Raw genomic sequence first — 17,559 nt, 5'->3', positions numbered from 1 at the left:
AGTCTTGTGAAACCTGCTCGTATTGTTTTTCCCGGATTTTGGTTTGGCGAAAGCGATTTGAAGCAAGCCGAAGAACTGGCCCGCCGCGGTGTCGGGGGTTTTTGCCTTTATGGGGCTACGGCCCGGGAAGCGTACGACTTTACGCGTCGTATGCGTGATGTGTCTCCATATGACCATTTGCTTTTTTGCGCTGATATTGACGAAGATTTAAACGAAATTATTACGGATGCCCCGTCCTTGCCGTCCAATGTTTCTTTGAGCCGCTTTCCCTCCCCGCAGGACGGTGCGTACCGTAAGGGAAATTTGTTGGCGCGTATGGCGCGCAGTTTGGGGATTGATTGGGTGTTGGCCCCGGTCGTGGACTTGGGGTATGCTTCCCCGGCTTTCTCCGATGTGCCGCTAGCAGTTACCCATTTGGCGGGAGATTTTATTGCGGGGCTTTCCAATGGCGGCGCATTGAACTGCGTAAAGTATTTTCCCGGTGTGTCCGGCGTTTTAAAGACTTTGGCGCAAATGGAAGATGCAGAATTTGTGCCTTATAAACATATTTTCCGTCGTGCCGATGCTATTATGCCCTCGGATATGACGTTTCCCAATATTGATAACGATAACCAAGCCATGCTGTCGGACAAAATGATTAAGGGGCTTCTTAAAAAACGGCTTAATTACAAAGGTTGCGTGGTCAGTTTTCCGCTGTTTAAGGGGCGGCTACGTTACGAGGATGCAAGCGTAATTAAAATGTTGCATTGTGGCATTGAGGATATTTTGGCCCCCAAAGATGCTTCCTCTGTTATTGATGCGATTGAACGGGAAGTGGACAGAGGATTCCTAATGGATGAAATAATCCACGCGGTTTCCAACCACGAAATGTTCATCAGCAAAGTTTTTATGGGGCCGGAACCGATGGACTATAAAGAGGCTTTTGATATGGCCCGCAGTACCTTTGAAAAATAAAAACTTGAAATAAATAAACCCCCGCTCCGGAGTTATTCCAGAGTGGGGGTATTTTATCGGTTCAAAATTACTCTTCGTCTTTTTTGAACTTGGCGGCAATTTCGTCTTTGCGGCGGTTAAATTCTTTGACCACTTTGTTTTTGCCGTCTTCCAGTTTTTCGCGCGCTTCTTCGGCGCGGTCGGCTAATTTGTGGCGGAAATCTTCGGCGCGGTCTTTGATTTTTTCTTTCAATTCTCCCGCGTGTTCCAGCACATATTCTTTTTGTTCTTCGTAGGTGTCATCCGCCCAGCGTTTTAGTTTGCGGCGGGTTACTTCGCCCTTGGCCGGAGCCAACAGCACCCCGGCGGCGGCGCCCACGAGCGCCCCCAATAAGAAAGCGGCAATTCCCGCTCCGGCACATTCACATTTATGGCACATAATGTCCCCCTCCTTTTGCTTTGCTATAATGTTATATATATTGTACAACAATTAATAGGAAGTTCAATTCCTTATACATAGTATAGTCGTAAATTTAGTTTTTGTCAGACCTATTTTTAATTAGTTGGAGGTAACTATGCCAAATCCGTCCGCTCCCCGTCAAAACGGGAAACAACTGGCCCCCGAAGTCCGCAAACGCAACTTTGAAGAAGTGGCCCAAATTTTTACCAAAGAAGAAGCCCAAGCCGAGGCAAACCGCTGTTTGCATTGTAAAAATGCCCGCTGTCAGGCCAACTGCCCGGTAGGGGTGCAAATCCCGGATTTTATCGCTCTGTTAAAGGACGGCAAAGTGGGCGAGGCCGCCAGCAAAATTATGGAAACGAGCCTTTTACCCGCTATTTGCGGACGTGTCTGCCCGCAAGAAAAACATTGTGAGGGAAATTGTGTTTTAAAGGAGCGGTTTGGCTCTGTCAATATCGGTATGTTGGAGCGTTATACCGCCGATACCGCCCGCAAAGAGGGTTTATTAAAAGCACCGCAAACGGCCAAGCCGACGGGCAAAAAAGTGGCTTGTATCGGTTCCGGGCCGTCCTCTATTGCGGCGGCGGCCGAACTGGCCCGCGCGGGACACGACGTAACTGTTTTTGAAGCCTTGCACGCCTTTGGCGGGGTTTTGCGCTATGGTATTCCGTCTTTCCGCTTGCCGCGCGAAGTAATTGACCACGAAATTGAAACCGTTAAATCTATGGGGGTTAAGTTTGTAACGGACGTATTGGTGGGCGCGACGGAAAAAATTGCCGATTTGCTGAAAGATTTTGATGCTGTTTATGTGGGCAGCGGTGCCGGATTGCCGACTTTGACAGGTATCCCCGGCGAAAATGCCGTCGGTGTATATAGCGCAAATGAATTTTTAACCCGCATTAACTTGATGCAGGCGTTTAAATTCCCGGAAACGGATACCCCTATCCAGGTAGGTAAACACGTTGTGGTGTTGGGCGGAGGAAACAGCGCAATGGATGCGGCCCGCTGTGCAATGCGCTTGGGGCCGGACACCGTTACGATTGCGTACCGCAGAAGCGCGGCGGAAATGCCTGCGCGCGCCGCAGAAGTGGAACACGCCAAGGAAGAGGGCGTCCAATTTGAATATTTGGTAACGCCAAAAGAAGTGTTGGCAGACGATAAGGGCCGTGTAACCGGGCTGAAATGCACCCGCAACCAATTGGGCGAACCTGATGCCAGGGGCCGCCGCCGTCCGGTGGAAATTCCCGGCTCAGAGTTTGTAATGCCTGTGGATACGATTATTGTGGCTATCGGTCAAAAGCCGAACCCGATTATTGCCAAAACTACGCCGGAACTCAAAACAACCGAACGCGGCGTGTTGGTACTGGACGAAGAAGGCAAAACCACTATGCCGGGTGTGTATGCCGGGGGCGATATTATCCGCGGCGGAGCCACGGTGCTTCTGGCAATGAAAGACGGTATTGAAGCCGCCAAACGCATAAATGCCTATTTGGAGGGGAAATAGTATGCAGGAAAATACCATTTTAGTAAAGGAAAATTTAAGCAGCGTAGTAGCAAAATTTGTCATTTATAAACCGTTGGTTGCCAAAGCCGCCCGTGCGGGGCAATTTGTCATTTTGCGCGGACGAGAGGGAGGGGAACGCGTGCCGGTTACGCTCGTGGATTGGGATAAAGAACAGGGAACCATTACCGTGATTATCCAAGCCATCGGCAAGACTACCAGTTTGTTTAACTCCTTGAACCAAGGTGATAAATTTTTGAACGTGGCCGGCCCGCTCGGAACACCCGTAGAAATCAAAAATTACGGTACCGTAGCCGTCGTAGGCGGGGGAGTCGGCATTGCTGAGGTGTACCCCATTGCCCGCGCGTTTAAAGAGGCAGGCAACCGCGTGATTGCCGTATTGGGGGCGCGCACCAAAGATTTGCTTATTTTGGAACCGGAAATGCGTGCGCTGTGTGATAAAACAGTCAGCACTACGGACGACGGGTCCTTTGGTATGAAAGGGATGGTTACGGATGCAATTCAAAAATTGCACGACGAGGGTGAAAAAATTAATGCCGGTTTTATTATTGGGCCGATTCCAATGATGAAATTTACGTCGCGTTTAATGGATAAATTAGATATGAATCCGCACGCCAGCCTCAACCCCATTATGTTGGACGGTACGGGGATGTGCGGCTGCTGCCGTGTAACGGTGGAGGGAAAAGTGCGCTTTGCGTGCGTGGAAGGACCTATGTTCCCGTCTAAAACCATTGATTTTGACGAACTCATCCGCCGCACCGCCGAGTACCGCCCGCAAGAAGCGCAAAGTTTGGAACTTTACCAAAAGGACCACGTTTGCAAGTGCGGTCTGCACTAATAAAAAGTTGGTTTAAAAATGCCCCGGGTAAAACAAAAGCCTAGGACGTTTTTCAAAGCATATAAAAAATCCCCCGGTTGTTGCGCCGGGGGATTTTTATATGCTGACAGCCTTAAAGCAACTTGGAAGCCAAATCTGCCAGGTGGCTGCGTTCCGTCTTGGTAAACGTAATATGTCCGTGGCTCTTTTGGCCTTTTAAGCGGTCCACCAAATAGGTAAGCCCGTTGGATTCCACATCCAAGTATGGCGTATCAATTTGATACGGATCGCCCGTAACCACAACTTTTGTACCTTCGCCCGCGCGGGTTAAAATCGTCTTCATTTCGTGCGGAGTCAGGTTTTGTGCGTCGTCCACAATCATATACTGCCCCGGGAGAGAGCGGCCGCGCATATGCGTAACGGAGGCAATTTCAATTTTACCGCTGTCCAGCAGGTAATGGGCTTTTTCTTCGCCTTCATCCGGGTTGCGGCGGTCCGCCAAGAACGCGAGGTTGTCGTAAATAGCCCCCATCCACGCTTCCAGTTTTTCTTCCTTAGTTCCGGGCAAAAAGCCGATATCTTTTCCGACCGGAACGATTGAGCGGCACACCACCAAGCGGCGGTAGGCGTTTTCGTCCATTGTGCGCTGTAAACCGGTAGCCAAGGTGATAAGCGTTTTCCCTGTGCCCGCCGTACCTACGAGGGTTACAATGTCCAAACTGTCATCTAACAGCAGTTCCATTGCAAAGCGCTGTTCTTTGTTTAGCGGCTTAATGCCCCAAGCCGTCGGTTCCTGGGTGGAAAGCGGACGCAGTACAAATTCCCCGCTGTTGGCCACGCGCCCGATAGCGGATTTTTTGCTTCCGTCGGACGACTTTAAAATAATAAACTCGTTGGGATAATAAACCGCCGGGTCCACCGGGAGTTTTTTGTCGCGGTAAAACGCGTCAATCTGCTCTGCCGAAACTTCCAATTCCGCTACGCCCGTATAAAGTTCGTCCACGTTGACCTTGTCGGACGTATAGTCTTGCGAGGCCAAACCGAGGGCTTCGGCTTTCAAGCGCATATTGATATCTTTGGTTACCACAATTACGGGCGCGGCGTTCTTGCGGTAGGAACCTTCCTTTTTGCTTAACGTATAGGCAATATTTAAAATAGAGTTATCTGCCTTGTTAAACGCCAAGGATTGGGGCAAAATGTTAGGTTTATCCAACTCAATTTTGAGGATTCCGCCCTTGTCCAGTTTTACACCTTCGTTCAACCGGCCGTGGGAACGCATTTCATCTAATGTGCGGGACACCATACGCGCATTTTTGCCACGGGTATCGCCCTCACTTTTAAAAGCGTCTAATTCTTCAATCACCGCCATCGGGATAATAATGTCATTATCCTCAAAGGCGTGCAGGCAGTTTACATCGTGCAAAAGCACATTGGTATCTAGTATGAATGTTTTTTTCATAAGCCCCTCTTGTAGTGGCCCGTTATAGGACGGGTTAATTATAGTATAGCCTTTCTTTCGCCGTAGTCAAGGGCTTTTATCGTCGGTTGGAGCAAAAAATGTATATTTTGGCTAAAATATATATATGAAATATCTTTGCATACACGGACACTTTTACCAACCGCCGCGCGAAAATGCGTGGCTGGAAGAAATAGAAATTCAGGACAGTGCCGCCCCGTACCACGATTGGAACAGCCGTATCTGCGCGGAGTGCTACGCGCCTAATGCCTTGGCGCGCGTGCTGGACGGTAATAAAGATTTAATAGATTTAACCAATAATTATTCCCGTATCAGTTTTAACTTTGGCCCTACCTTGCTCTCTTGGATGGAAAAAGAGGAACCGCAGGTTTACCAGGCAGTGCAAGAGGCCGACCGCATCAGCCGTAAACGCTTCGGCGGGCACGGCAGCGCGATTGCCCAAGTCTATAACCATATGATTTTGCCTCTTGCCAACGCGCACGATAAACAAACACAAGTGCGCTGGGGCATTGCAGATTTTGAAAAGCGTTTTGGACGAAAACCCGAAGCCATTTGGTTGGCAGAAACGGCCTGTAATACACCGACGCTGGAAGTGTTGGCTGATGAGGGGATGAAATTTGTCATTTTGGCTCCCGGACAATGTACCCGCGTGCGCAAGATAGGCGAAAATAAATGGCAGGAAGTCGGCTCCCGCGTGGATCCCAAGCGGGCTTACCGCTGCAATTTACCGAGCGGAAAAAGTATTGCGTTGTTCTTTTACGACGGGCCGGTATCGCAAGGCATTGCTTTTTCGGATACTTTATCCTCGGGCGAAAAGTTTGCTTCCCGCTTATTAGGCACCTATAACGCAGGGGACGAAGCGCAGTTAATGCATATTGCTACCGACGGTGAAACGTACGGACACCATCAAAAATTCGCCGAAATGGCCTTGGCTTACTGCCTTAAAAAAGTAGAGGAAACTTCCGGTGTGGAACTGACGGTTTACGGAGAATTTTTGGAAAAGTACCCGCCGCAATATGAAGCGCAAATTGTGGAAAACACCTCTTGGAGTTGTTTTCACGGGGTGGAGCGTTGGCGTGCCGACTGCGGATGTAATTCGGGTATGAAGCCCGGCTGGAACCAAAAATGGCGCGGGCCGCTTCGTGATGCGTTAGATTATGTGCGCGACGAAATGGTAAAAACCTTTGAAGGTGTGGGCGCTCAGTATTTTAAAGACCCGTGGGCGGCGCGAAATGATTATATTGATTTGATTTTGGACCGCTCATTAGATGCCCAACACCGCTTTTTCTTAAAGTATGCCACGGAAAAAGCGTGGCGGGACCGCCCGACGGCATTGATGCTGCTTGAAATGCAGCGTAACGCAATGCTGATGTACACCAGTTGCGGGTGGTTTTTTGACGAGATAAGCGGTATTGAGACGGTGCAGATTATGCAGTATGCCGCGCGCGCGATTGAACTAAACCGCGTGGTTACGGGTGTAGATTTAGAACCGGCTTTTATGGATAAATTGGCCCTGGCCCCCAGTAATTTAAAAGAACTTAAAAACGGGCGCGTAGTCTATGAGCGGTATGTAAAACCGCAGTCAATGCCTATTGAAAAAATTGCGTTGGAATTTGTAGTGTCTGCCTTGGCGGACGAAACAGCCAATCCCAAACGCGCCTATGAGTGCGATGTGTTAAATTACGCGCCTATCCGTTTGTCCGCGTCCGGGGTGCATTTGTCCTATGGGGATATTACGCTTAAATCCCGCACGACGCTGTTGGAACGTCAAATGCACTTTGCTGTATTTCAGCGGGGCTCGGCAACGTTCGTGTGTGCGGCAGGCGAAGCGGGCAAAATGGACCGCAACGCAGTTTTCGCCCAAATGGAACGGTTATTTAAAGACGGAAAGTACGACGAGTGCGCCGATTTTATCAGGCAATCGTTTGAAAAAAATTATCCGCTTATTTCTATGTTTCAAGATGTCCGGCGTAAGGTGGTGGACCTCGTTTTGCGCAAAATGGACGAACAAATGGATACCCAATTTACCGAGGTGTTTGAACGGCAATACCCGGTGGTGCGCGGCCTGCAACTCATCGGTGCGCCGATTCCCAAGCCGTTTTTGCGCGTGGCGGAGTTTGTGCTGTCGGCTGATTTAAAGGCCGAGTTTCGCGCCGCTAACGTAAATGTAAATGCGGTAGAGGAGTTAATGGAAGACGTGAAAACCCTGGGGTTGGACGTTTCTCACGGCCCGGTGCGGGATGCGGTAACGGAAAAATTGACCTTTCTGGCCTTTTCGTTTGCGCGCAATCCGGCAGATAAAGCCAGTGCACTTAAATTGGTGGAATTTTTAAACTATGCGGAAATTTTTGGCTTTGAGCCGGATACGGTCAAAGCGCAGGAATTTGTCTTTTTTGGCTTAAAAGCCCTTGGGGCTGAGGCCAAAACCAAGGATATTTTGCGTGCCTTGGCGCGTAAGTTAAAAATAGCCCTGTAAGTTTTACTATAAAAAAACGGCCCCGGGCGTTATTGGCGCGGGGCCGTTTTGCATTAAACAAAAATTACATCGGGTCGCGTTTTAAGGGAATTTTCTCCATAGCGGCCAGTTTCTTTTTCGCCAAGGGTTCCCCTTGTCCTACGGCCATTAAATAATAATGCAAGGCTTGGCTGTCGTCCTTGGTTACCCCCACTCCCCGTTCGTACAAATCGCCTACTAAGGTTTGGGCCAAGGGGCTTTTGTCTTCGGCGGCGGCCTTCATCAGTTCAAAACCTTTTTTTTCGTCTTTTTGTGTGCCGATACCGTGCAAATAGCAAATAGCCAAATTAACGCGTCCTTCAAAATCGCCCGCTTCCGCAGCGGTTTTATACCAATGAAAGGTTTTGCCGAAATTCTGCGGGCAGCCGTGTCCGGCGTTATACAACCCTGCCAGAGCCGTCATTGCGCGCGTATGGCCGTTTTTTGCGGCAGTATCCAGCCAATTAAAGGCTTGTCCGTAATCTTGGGGCACCTTTTTGCCTTGGTAATACATCAGCCCCATTTGGTATTGGGCTTCCGGGTCGCCCCGGGAAGCCTTTTGCAGCGTTTGTTTAAACGGGTTATGGGCGTACTGGCGCAGAAAAAATAACGCGAGTGCTAAAATAAAAATCACCGTTAGCCCGGTACGCGTTTCAATCAGTTCCATAATGCTCCTATTTGGTTTTTACTAGTTTCCGGTTGGTTAAGGTATAGACTTCGTCCGCATAGTCGGCGGCGCGGACGTCGTGCGTAACCATTAAGATAGTCAGGCCTTTATCCTTACTCATTTTGGCGAAATCTTGAAAAACCTGTTCCTTGCGGGCTGCATCCAGATTGCCCGTGGGCTCGTCTGCCAGTAAAAGGGCCGGTTCGTTGCGAATCGCGCGAGCAATACTGGCGCGCTGTTTTTCGCCGCCGGACAGGTCTGCCGGGAGTTTATGGCTAATGGGGCCAAGTCCTAAGTTTTCCAAGAGAATTTGCGCTTTTTGGCGGTCCGGATTTCCTTTCATTAGGGCGGGCATATCCACATTTTCTAAAAGTGAAAATTCAGGAAGAAGGCCGTCAAACTGGAAAACAAACCCCATTTTTTGAAGGCGCAGGGCCGAACGGACCGTTTCGCTTTTAAGTGCGGTAATTTCCTCCCCGTCCACAAAAATTTTGCCGGAGGTTGGTTTATCCAGCATAGCAATCAAATTTAAAAGAGTGCTTTTGCCCGAACCGCTGGGGCCGAGCAAAACGGTAAATTTGCCGCGTTTAATGGACAGCGAAACATCTTCTAATACACAGAGGTCTTCTTCGTCGCCTTGTCCGTAAATTTTGGTTAAATGTTCAAGTGTAATCATATCATCCATACCGTATAGCATCTGTGGGGTGTACGCGCGAAGCCTTTACCGCCGGGTACAGTCCCGCCACAAAGCAAATTAAATAACTGCCGCCCACCACGGACAGCATATCCCACAACTGCATCCGTACGGGAACTTTTGTTAGATAGTAAATGTCGCCGGGAAGTTCCACAATATTAAAAGTAGCAATAATCCAACACAATAAGCAAGCCAATAGTAAACCCAGCGTAATACCCAGGGTGGCAATAACCATTGCTTCCCACAAAAAAACTTTGCGGATGAGTTTGGGGCTGGCTCCCATGGCCCGCATAATACCGATATCGCGCAGTTTTTCGGTTCCCAATAAAATCAGGTTGCTTGCTATGTTAAGCGAAGCCACCCCGATAATTAAAAATAAAATAATAAACATCATTGCTTTTTCCAGTTTTAAAGCGGCATAAAGCGTACTGTTTAACTGCGCAAAGGTTTTGACGGAGTAGCCGTAACCCACTACCGGGCGGATTTGCTCGGCGGCTTTTTCGGCATCATTAAGATTGTGTAGCCGCACCGCCAGGCCGGTAGTGCCTTGTTTGAGGCCGAAGAAATCGCTGGCGTGATTCAAAGTGGTATAGGCTATCGTATTGTCAAACTCATAATAGCCCGTACGCAAAAGCCCGCTAATACGAAACTTTTTCATTTTGGGGAACATCCCCGCCGAAGTAGAAATAGATTGCGGAGAAATGAGTACCACCTCATCGCCGATATCGGCTCCCAAATTGGCGGCCAGTTCTGTGCCTAACACCAAGGGCGGCGGGGCATTTTCTCCCCAGTCGGGCGTAAAGGAGCCGTCCACTAACGAATCGGCCAGATTGTTTATCTTTTTTTCCTGTTGGGGATCCAACCCGCGGACAATGAGACCTAAACTTTGCCCGGCATAAGTAATAATTCCCTGCCCGTAAATATGCGGTGCGGCGGCTTCCACCAGCGGAAGTTTTTCCAGCGCGGCGATTTTCTTTTGATAAGTGTCTTTGCTCATCTTGCCGAAGATAAGGATATGGCTTTGCGCGCCGATAACTTTGTCTTTAATATCGGTTTGAAAGCCGTTCATAACGGATAAAGTGGTGATAAGGGCGGCCACCCCCACGCTTACACCGGCCACGCCGATAAGCGTGGTAATAAAGGCGAATAGGCCTTGACGGCGCGTTAAGTAGCGCACGGCGATAAAACGTTCAAATTTCATAGTTGTATTTTACCTTATTTAAAGGAGCCTTGGGGAAAATGGGGCGGAGGTGATGGGGTGTGGGTAAAGATGACGGACAATCTGCCCTGCGGCTGCGGCGAGGGCTTTTGTTTGGAGTTTTGGATTTATGCCCGCGAAATGTATGGCTTGTATGGCGGAACATAAGGCTTTCAACACAATAAAAACCCCGCACTCAATAAAAAGGTGCGGGGCTTTTATCAAAACAACTTTATTTCTTTTCTTCTTCTTTTTTCTCGTTCTCGCTTTCGTCTAATTTTTTAAGCGTGGGGAACAAGATGATTTCGCGGATTGAGTCTTGGCCGGTAAGCATCATAATAATACGGTCAATCCCAATACCCATACCGCCGGTGGGGGGCATACCGCTTTCCATTGCTTCAATGTAATCGGCATCCAAAATATCGGCATTATTTGCATCTTCGCCCTTGGCTTCGGCTTTGGCGACGGCTTGGTCTTTCAAGCGCTGCAACTGGTCTGCCGGGTCATTTAACTCGGTGTACGCATTGCCCAGTTCCTGTCCGTTTACGAACACTTCAAAGCGTTCCACCAGTTCCGGGTCGCCCGGTTTGGTTTTGGAGAACGGGCTTACTGCGGTGGGGTATTCCATCGCAATTACCGGGTTGTGGTATTCAGCCAGCAGTTTTCCTTCAAAAAGTTCGTCAAAAATAGAGGAATCGCTATCGTTGGGGCCGAATTTTACGCCTTGCTCGCGGGCGACTTCTTCCAATTTTGCCCGGTTAAAGTGGCGGCCGTTTAACACTTCGTGGATATCGTGCCCGAATTTTTCCTTCCAAGCCACCGGGATATAGAGGCGTTTAAAGGGCGGTCTTAAATCCACGTCATAACCGCGGAAATGAATCGTCTCTGCGCCAATGGCTTTGGCGGCATTACCCAAAATTTCGTCAAACAAATCAGCCATTGTGTTTACATCCCCATATGCCTGATAAAGTTCCATCATAGTAAATTCAGGGTTATGGGTTGTGTCAATGCCTTCGTTGCGGAACATATGGCCGATTTCGTAAATCTTATCCATCCCGCCGATAATTAAGCGTTTGTGGTACAGTTCCAACGCAATACGCATAAAGAGCGGCATTTTTAAGGCGTTGTGGTACGTTTCAAACGGACGGGCAATCGCGCCGCCGGAATCGGGGTTCAAAATCGGGGTATCTACTTCCAAAAAGCCTTTTTCGTCCAATGTTTTGCGGATGGACGAAATGATTTTGGCGCGTTTTACAAAAATTTCTTTTACATCTTCATTGGCGATTAAATCCAAGTGGCGTTTGCGGAAGCGGACCTCGGTATCTTGCAAGCCGTGGTATTTTTCCGGCATCGGGCGGATAGCCTTGGAGAGAAGCGTAAGTTGTGTTACTTTAATGGTTTTTTCGCCTGTTTTGGTAACGAATACGTGCCCGGTTACGGATACAAAATCCCCTACGGCAATATGCTTTTTAAAGAACGCATAGGGTTCGTCGCCCAAGTTGTCTTTGGCAATGTAGAGTTGCACGCGGCCCGAAAAATCGCGCAAGTGCGCAAAGGCCGCTTTGCCCATTAAGCGCAGTTGCATCAGTCTGCCGGCGGTAACGGCTTCGGCTCCTTCGGGGGAGTCTTTGGCCTGTTGGCAAGAAATTTGTTTATCACAATGGTTTGGATAAGGGGTTACACCCAATTGGCGGATTTCTTCTACTTCCGCATAGCGCCGGGCGATAATTTCGTCCAACGAATTGTTATGCTGTTGCGTATGTTCGGTTGACATCTGTAAAACCTCTGTATTTGATATTACTTATATTTTAGCAAATTGGGGCCGTTGCGGAAGGCGTAATAATGATACAATAATCAACGGAGGCTTTTATGAAAAGAAATACCATTTTATTTATTTTAGTCATCGGGGCCCTTATTAGCGGAGGGTTGTATTACCGGTACCACGGCGAAGAAACCGACGAACGCGGCGCCACCAAGTTAATGCAGGCATTGGAGCACGAAGAACAATTAACCAAGGAAACCGCACGCCTAATCAAACGGAGTGATGATGTAAACGAACGTGATTTAGCCGGGCAAACCGCGCTGTTTTATGCGGCGCGCCACGCCAAAGACCCGCAAGCCGTGCGTCATTTAATAGAGGCGGGGGCGGATGCGTACATTACGGATAATGAGGGGCGTACCGCGCTAATGAACGCGGCGCAATATAATGAATCTGTGGCGGTGGCAGAAGAACTTGTTAAAAACACATCACACGTTAATTTGCAGGATAAGGCGGGAGAAACGGCTCTTTTGCTGGCGGCTAAAAACAATACGGCTGATGTGATAAAGGTATTGCTTCGTGCCAAGGCTAACCCGGATATTGCCGGACCTGACGGCAAAACTCCCGCACAGGAACTGGCCGGAAATGATAAACTGACGGATGAGGAAAAAAACGATTACCGCCAGGCAATGTTAGTCCTTTCCATATTACAACCTCACCATTTGGAATAAGAAAAAAATTTAGGCCCCGCATATGCGAGGCCCAAATTTTACTGCGCCCACCAGGACTTGAACCTGGAACCCACCGATTATGAGTCGGTTGCTCTAACCGATTGAGCTATAGGCGCTAAATCTCTTTTTATTATAACAAATTAAGGAGTCGGGTGGGAGAATAAGAAAAAATTGCGTCCTTTTATCAAAATGTGCTAAAATACTTATGTTAATCCGGGATGGTGTAATGGTAACACGGATGCCTCTGGAGCATTAATTCTAGGTTCGAGTCCTAGTCCCGGAACCAGATTTGAAACCGCCTTTTTTGAGGCGGTTATTTTTTTGTTCCGGGAGAGCGGGCAAACTGCTTTGCCCGCGTTAGGACGAGAAAGCCGGAGTCTTATACGAGTTTGAGTGTGAGCCGTAGGCGCGAACACGAAAGGCGAGTATGGCGAGGCGGGGCCGCGAGCCGCGCACGTCAGTAAGCGGACTTGTGGCCGAGTAACTACCGGAACCAGATTTGAAACCGCCTTTTTTGAGGCGGTTATTTTTTTGTTCCGGGAGAGCGGGCAAACTGCTTTGCCCGCGTTAGGACGGAAAAACACCCACACCGCGTAGCGGGGGATGACTTTTTGCCTTTTTTCTGCTACTATACGAGTATGAACCTGTTTCTGCGCGCGATGTGTGTTTTATCGTTTTTCTTTTTTGCGTCAGGTCCGCTTGTGGCGCAAAGCGTGCGCGCGTTTGTGCCCCGTGCCTTTAAAACCCCTTTTAAAGTGCCTGTCCGGCCGGTGATTCAGGTCCCTTCTTTTGTTTCCGTTCCTCCTGCCAAGGTTATTTCTATGCACTTGGATGTGCAAAAGGCAATATCTTCCAGTGTGTTGAAACCGGGCATCATGACACGTTTATCTAATTGGCATATTAAGGATTTGCCCGGCGGGATCACGCAAATTTCTATTCCGCAGAAATATCTTTTATTGGCGGACTCCCACGCTGCTTCCCGCGCGGTGGCAATGGTCCAAAAACATAAAAAATTATCAAAACCACAAGCGCTCTCTTGGCTGGCAGAGCACCCCGAACAGGCCGCTCTTATTTATGGGCTTCCGCGCTTTACGGGGCAGGCGTATGTTATCCGCGATTTAAAAGCCGTCCAATGGCAGGAAAACCCGTGGGAGGAAAATGCCGCCCTGCGCAATACTCCGTATCCGGCTCCGCGCTACGCGTTTGATTTACTGCGTGGAATGCGGTTGCACGCTGACGGAGAAGATTTGCGTAATATCTTTAAAAACGGGCTTGACGTTAATAAGGCTTACGATTATCAAACCGCTTGGCCTGTGCTTCACTTTTCCCAAAATCCGGATTTTGCCATTCGTTTTGCTATGAGCGAGGAAAAGCCTATTGCTATTATGCTACATGTTGGCGGACTCCTGCCCCCGTATTACCGCACTCAAAGACTGCACATACAGGAATTTACCACGCCCAAAAGTATCCCTACCAAGCGGATTATGCAAATAAGTGCCTTTTTAAAGGTGGGGAAAACACCTTGCTGGGGACAGTTGGATTTGTTGCCTAGCGGAAACTTTTTATTCCGCCCGTATGACACTTCTCTTACCAAAAGTGAAACATTTGTAGAGCGGGATTCTCACTTGCACGAAGTCCTTTCCCCGGACCGCATTCCTCGCCGTTCCAAATAAATAGCGTTAGGGTTTTTAGCATAAAATTGGTACAATATACACATTCGGGGCATGGCTCAAGTGGTAGAGCGCCCGCTTTGGGAGCGGGAGGTTCCCGGTTCAAGTCCGGGTGCCCCGATAAAGGTTTTTATATGTCCAAGCAGCGTTCCTGTATTCTCAATCTTTTGCACTCTCCTGCCGATATAGCGGAAGAAAATTTTGCCGACGGTATCCAGACGGTTACATCACTTGTTTTTAAAACAGCTTTTCCCTTTTCTTCTCTTGTGTTGTCGGCGGGGTTTCGTTCCCCTGCGGACGGTTGGCTGTTATTGGAAGCGCAGGTATGCGTACAAGATAAATGGAGCGGGTTTTATAAGTTGGGGCTTCTGTCCGGCAAAATGAAGAGCAGTTTTCCAGCACAGCAGGATAATTTGGCCCGCGTGGAGACAGATGAACTGGTTTTATCAGTCCCGGCAGAGGCCTACCGGTTCCGTTTAAAATTATTCGGCGGTGCGGAGATAACCCTGCTTGCCGCAACGGCAGTGGGGGCTTCTTTCTCGTATGATGAAAAAAGTGCCTCGCGCCTGCCGGCGGGTGCATTTGCTCGCGGAATAGAACCGATTTCCCAAATGGAGCAAAATCACCCGGACCGCCGCCGTATTTGCAGTCCGACATCGCTTTGTATGGCATTAAATGCGTTGGGCTTTAAAACCGCTTTAAAAGATTTGTTGCCAGAAGTATTTGACCAAACGGCGGGCATTTTCGGTAACTGGGTATTTAACGTAGCCGCGGCTTCGTCGCGCGGAGCGGAAGCATATGTCCGGCGGTTTAGTGTGTTGGATGAATTGAAAGATTTTGTAACGGAAAAATCTTTGGTGGTGGCCAGTATCGGCTATAACCGCGGGGAACTCGCGGGTGCGGCCATAGAGCATACTCCGGGGCATTTAGTATTAATTAGAGGCTGGAAAGACGGTAAGGTTTTGGTGGCGGACCCGGCCGCTTTAAAACAAGATTTGGTTTTACGCGCCTATGATGCGCGGGAATTTGCAAAAGCGTGGCTGTTTAATAAAAAAGGCGCCGCGTATGTGGTGAGGAAAAAATGAAGAAATGTATATTGCTTTTGTTGGCCGTGTTGTTGGTTTCGGCCTGTGCCAAACAAGATATGAAAGATACCTTAGTAGTGGCACATAAAGGGGAAATGGAATCCCTGGACCCGGTGTATTCGTACGACGGGGTAACGCACGGTCTGCTAATTAACGTGTATGACACGCTGTTGAAATTTGACGGAGCCTCGCTGACCGATTTGCTCCCGTCCGTTTCTGCGGCGGTGCCCAGCAAAGACAACGGACTCATTTCCGCTGACGGACGCACTTATACTTTTCCCATCCGCAAAGGGATTAAATTCCAAGGCGGGGAAGACCTGACCCCCGAGGATGTGCGCTATTCTCTGTTGCGCTTTCTTCTGTCAGACGTATCCGGCGGGCCGTCCAGTTTGCTGTTGGAGCCGATTTTGGGTGTGTCCTCCACGCGTAATGACAAGGGCGAAATTATAGTTGATTTTAAAGAGGCGGCCAATGCCATCCGCGTGGAAGGCGATAATGTGGTGGTAACGCTCAAACGTCCGTTTGCGCCGTTTCTTTCTATTGTGGCACGGTGGGGGTACATTGTCAGCAAAGAGTGGGCGGTCTCCCACGGCGCGTGGGACGGTACGGAAGAAACGTGGAAAAAGTTTAATAACTTTGCCAAAGATTCCTCTCCTTTTTTTGCTGCGGCCAACGGCTCGGGGCCGTTCAGCGTGGCGCGCTGGGATATTGCCGCCAAGCGCCTGACATTGTCCGCCAACGAGAATTATTTTGCGGGCGCGCCTAAATTAAAATTTATCCATATGCTGACCGTGGACGAACCTTCCACCTTGCGCCTAATGCTGGAAACGGGCGACGCTGATGTGGCGGAAATTTCCACCAAATTTGCGGAGCAAATTAAGGGAAATCCGGAAGTAACTCTGTACGATAATTTGCCCCGTTTGCGCACGGACCCGGTCATCTTTTTTACGCTTGATATCAATATGCAGGCCAATCCGGATGTCGGTTCCGGCAAGTTGGACGGCCAGGGTATCCCGGCAGATTTTTTTGCCGATAAAAATTTGCGCCAAGCTTTTGAATATGCGTTTGACTATGAATCCTTTTTAAAGGAATCTATGGGTGGCCGCGGGGAGCGTGCTATCGGTCCGGCTCCGGCTGGACTTGTAAAATACGACAAGAATTTTAAACAGTATTCTTTTGATTTGAAAAAAGCCGAAGAACTGTTTAAAAAGGCTTGGGGCGGAGAAGTGTGGGAAAAAGGTTTTAAATTTACCATTACCTACAACACCAGCGGGGATATGCGCCAAATTGCAAGCGAAATTTTAAAACGCAATGTGGAAAGTTTAAACCCCAAATTTCAAATTGATTTGCGCGGCGTAACGTGGCCGTCGTTCTTGGAGAAAACTGCCAAACGCCAGATGCCGGTGTGGGCGCGCGGTTGGGTGGCCGATTATGCTGATGCGCACAATTTCTATTTTCCGTTCTTGCACAGCCAAGGGCGTTATGCCCTTTCGCAAGGGTACAAAAATCCGCAGGTAGATAAACTGATAGAGCAGGCCGTTTCGGAAACCAATTTTGCAAAACGCAGTGCATTGTATAAGCAAGTGCATAACTTGATGCACGAGGACGCTATGCAGATTTACACCGTCCACCCCACGGGCCTGTGGGCAATGCGCAAAAATGTAAAAGGTTTTACGGATAACCCGGTGTATATGGGCATTTATTTCTATCCGATGTTTAAAGAATAGTTGTTGGTGGGGAATTTGTGATTGCGCGCGGGGCGGGGATATATTTCCGTGCCCCGCTTACTTTTTTAGGTGCCATACTGAACAGCGGCCCGCTAGGGCGCGCCCCGCAGAGTGGTGTGCGCAGGGTGTCGTCATCCCGGAATGTTTTTATCCGGGATCTCGTTGTTATTGCTGTCGTTCTCGAGTGTTTGCCGGCGCGGAGCGTTTGGAAATCTGTTGTTATTGCAATAGGGGTCATCCTGAACTTGTTTCAGGATCTACCTTTTGGGGCTTTTGTTATTGTTTTTTGGCAGTTCTCTGTAAAGGGGTTGTTTCGTTTTTTTTT

15 protein-coding genes and 3 tRNA genes are annotated in these 17,559 nt (G+C 49.0%); 11 read left to right on the top strand and 7 right to left on the bottom strand.

The window, feature by feature from the left end:
• Positions 1 to 6: 6 nt before the first annotated feature.
• Positions 7 to 954: a glycoside hydrolase family 3 N-terminal domain-containing protein gene (locus ACZOTW_RS04115; RefSeq protein WP_177748453.1), complete on the top strand. Its 948-nt coding sequence runs from the start codon at positions 7 to 9 to the stop codon at positions 952 to 954.
• Between the two features lie 67 nt (positions 955 to 1,021).
• On the opposite strand, the gene ACZOTW_RS04110 is transcribed toward ACZOTW_RS04115, so the two are convergent.
• On the bottom strand, positions 1,022 to 1,372 hold the full coding sequence (locus ACZOTW_RS04110; protein ID WP_177748455.1) for a YtxH domain-containing protein: 351 nt from the start codon (positions 1,370 to 1,372) through the stop codon (positions 1,022 to 1,024).
• A 136-nt stretch (positions 1,373 to 1,508) separates the two neighbouring features.
• On the opposite strand from ACZOTW_RS04110, the gene gltA reads away from it, so the two are divergent.
• Together gltA and ACZOTW_RS04100 are read left to right on the top strand one after the other, a co-directional pair.
• On the top strand, positions 1,509 to 2,897 hold the full coding sequence (gene gltA / locus ACZOTW_RS04105; protein ID WP_483997564.1) for an NADPH-dependent glutamate synthase: 1,389 nt from the start codon (positions 1,509 to 1,511) through the stop codon (positions 2,895 to 2,897).
• Between the two features lies 1 nt (position 2,898).
• Positions 2,899 to 3,753, top strand: a complete 855-nt coding sequence (locus ACZOTW_RS04100) for a sulfide/dihydroorotate dehydrogenase-like FAD/NAD-binding protein (RefSeq protein WP_483997563.1) — start codon at positions 2,899 to 2,901, stop codon at positions 3,751 to 3,753.
• A 112-nt stretch (positions 3,754 to 3,865) separates the two neighbouring features.
• Here the strand turns inward: ACZOTW_RS04100 and ACZOTW_RS04095 are convergent, their stop codons facing one another.
• Positions 3,866 to 5,191: a PhoH family protein gene (locus ACZOTW_RS04095; RefSeq protein WP_177748461.1), complete on the bottom strand. Its 1,326-nt coding sequence runs from the start codon at positions 5,189 to 5,191 to the stop codon at positions 3,866 to 3,868.
• A gap of 124 nt (positions 5,192 to 5,315) precedes the next feature.
• Between ACZOTW_RS04095 and ACZOTW_RS04090 the strand changes: the two genes are divergently transcribed.
• Positions 5,316 to 7,685: a DUF3536 domain-containing protein gene (locus tag ACZOTW_RS04090; protein WP_483997562.1), complete on the top strand. Its 2,370-nt coding sequence runs from the start codon at positions 5,316 to 5,318 to the stop codon at positions 7,683 to 7,685.
• A 64-nt stretch (positions 7,686 to 7,749) separates the two neighbouring features.
• On the opposite strand, the gene ACZOTW_RS04085 is transcribed toward ACZOTW_RS04090, so the two are convergent.
• The 4 genes from ACZOTW_RS04085 to lysS form a co-directional block, all read right to left on the bottom strand.
• On the bottom strand, positions 7,750 to 8,370 hold the full coding sequence (locus tag ACZOTW_RS04085; protein ID WP_428042603.1) for a tetratricopeptide repeat protein: 621 nt from the start codon (positions 8,368 to 8,370) through the stop codon (positions 7,750 to 7,752).
• 7 nt (positions 8,371 to 8,377) lie between these two features.
• The gene (locus tag ACZOTW_RS04080; RefSeq protein ID WP_483997561.1) at positions 8,378 to 9,046 is read right to left on the bottom strand and encodes an ABC transporter ATP-binding protein; all 669 of its coding nucleotides are present in this window, start codon (positions 9,044 to 9,046) and stop codon (positions 8,378 to 8,380) included.
• Between the two features lies 1 nt (position 9,047).
• On the bottom strand, positions 9,048 to 10,265 hold the full coding sequence (locus ACZOTW_RS04075; protein WP_428037632.1) for an ABC transporter permease: 1,218 nt from the start codon (positions 10,263 to 10,265) through the stop codon (positions 9,048 to 9,050).
• 229 nt (positions 10,266 to 10,494) lie between these two features.
• Positions 10,495 to 12,036: a lysine--tRNA ligase gene (gene lysS, locus ACZOTW_RS04070; protein ID WP_428037633.1), complete on the bottom strand. Its 1,542-nt coding sequence runs from the start codon at positions 12,034 to 12,036 to the stop codon at positions 10,495 to 10,497.
• A 95-nt stretch (positions 12,037 to 12,131) separates the two neighbouring features.
• On the opposite strand from lysS, the gene ACZOTW_RS04065 reads away from it, so the two are divergent.
• Positions 12,132 to 12,752, top strand: a complete 621-nt coding sequence (locus ACZOTW_RS04065; protein ID WP_483997560.1) for an ankyrin repeat domain-containing protein — start codon at positions 12,132 to 12,134, stop codon at positions 12,750 to 12,752.
• Positions 12,753 to 12,794: 42 nt separating this feature from the next.
• On the opposite strand, the gene ACZOTW_RS04060 is transcribed toward ACZOTW_RS04065, so the two are convergent.
• A tRNA-Ile gene (locus ACZOTW_RS04060) sits at positions 12,795 to 12,868 on the bottom strand.
• 96 nt (positions 12,869 to 12,964) lie between these two features.
• On the opposite strand from ACZOTW_RS04060, the gene ACZOTW_RS04055 reads away from it, so the two are divergent.
• The 6 genes from ACZOTW_RS04055 to ACZOTW_RS04030 all read left to right on the top strand — a co-directional run.
• A tRNA-Gln gene (locus ACZOTW_RS04055) sits at positions 12,965 to 13,038 on the top strand.
• A gap of 352 nt (positions 13,039 to 13,390) precedes the next feature.
• Positions 13,391 to 14,425 carry a hypothetical protein gene (locus ACZOTW_RS04050; protein ID WP_483997559.1) on the top strand — a complete coding sequence of 345 codons (1,035 nt, stop codon included), beginning with the start codon at positions 13,391 to 13,393 and terminating at the stop codon, positions 14,423 to 14,425.
• A gap of 45 nt (positions 14,426 to 14,470) precedes the next feature.
• Positions 14,471 to 14,543, top strand: a tRNA-Pro gene (locus ACZOTW_RS04045).
• Positions 14,544 to 14,556: 13 nt separating this feature from the next.
• Positions 14,557 to 15,507 carry a C39 family peptidase gene (locus tag ACZOTW_RS04040; protein ID WP_483997558.1) on the top strand — a complete coding sequence of 317 codons (951 nt, stop codon included), beginning with the start codon at positions 14,557 to 14,559 and terminating at the stop codon, positions 15,505 to 15,507.
• Positions 15,504 to 17,234: an ABC transporter substrate-binding protein gene (locus ACZOTW_RS04035; protein ID WP_483997557.1), complete on the top strand. Its 1,731-nt coding sequence runs from the start codon at positions 15,504 to 15,506 to the stop codon at positions 17,232 to 17,234. The genes ACZOTW_RS04040 and ACZOTW_RS04035 overlap by 4 nt, the downstream gene beginning before the upstream one ends.
• Before the next feature lie 17 nt (positions 17,235 to 17,251).
• Positions 17,252 to 17,559: hypothetical protein (locus ACZOTW_RS04030; protein WP_483997556.1), on the top strand; the 308-nt coding region annotated here is incomplete at its 3' end.

This window comes from Candidatus Avelusimicrobium sp., from assembly GCF_056976295.1.
The sequence above is the reverse complement of the archived record's forward strand: the minus strand, read 5'-3'. Positions and strand labels throughout refer to the sequence as shown.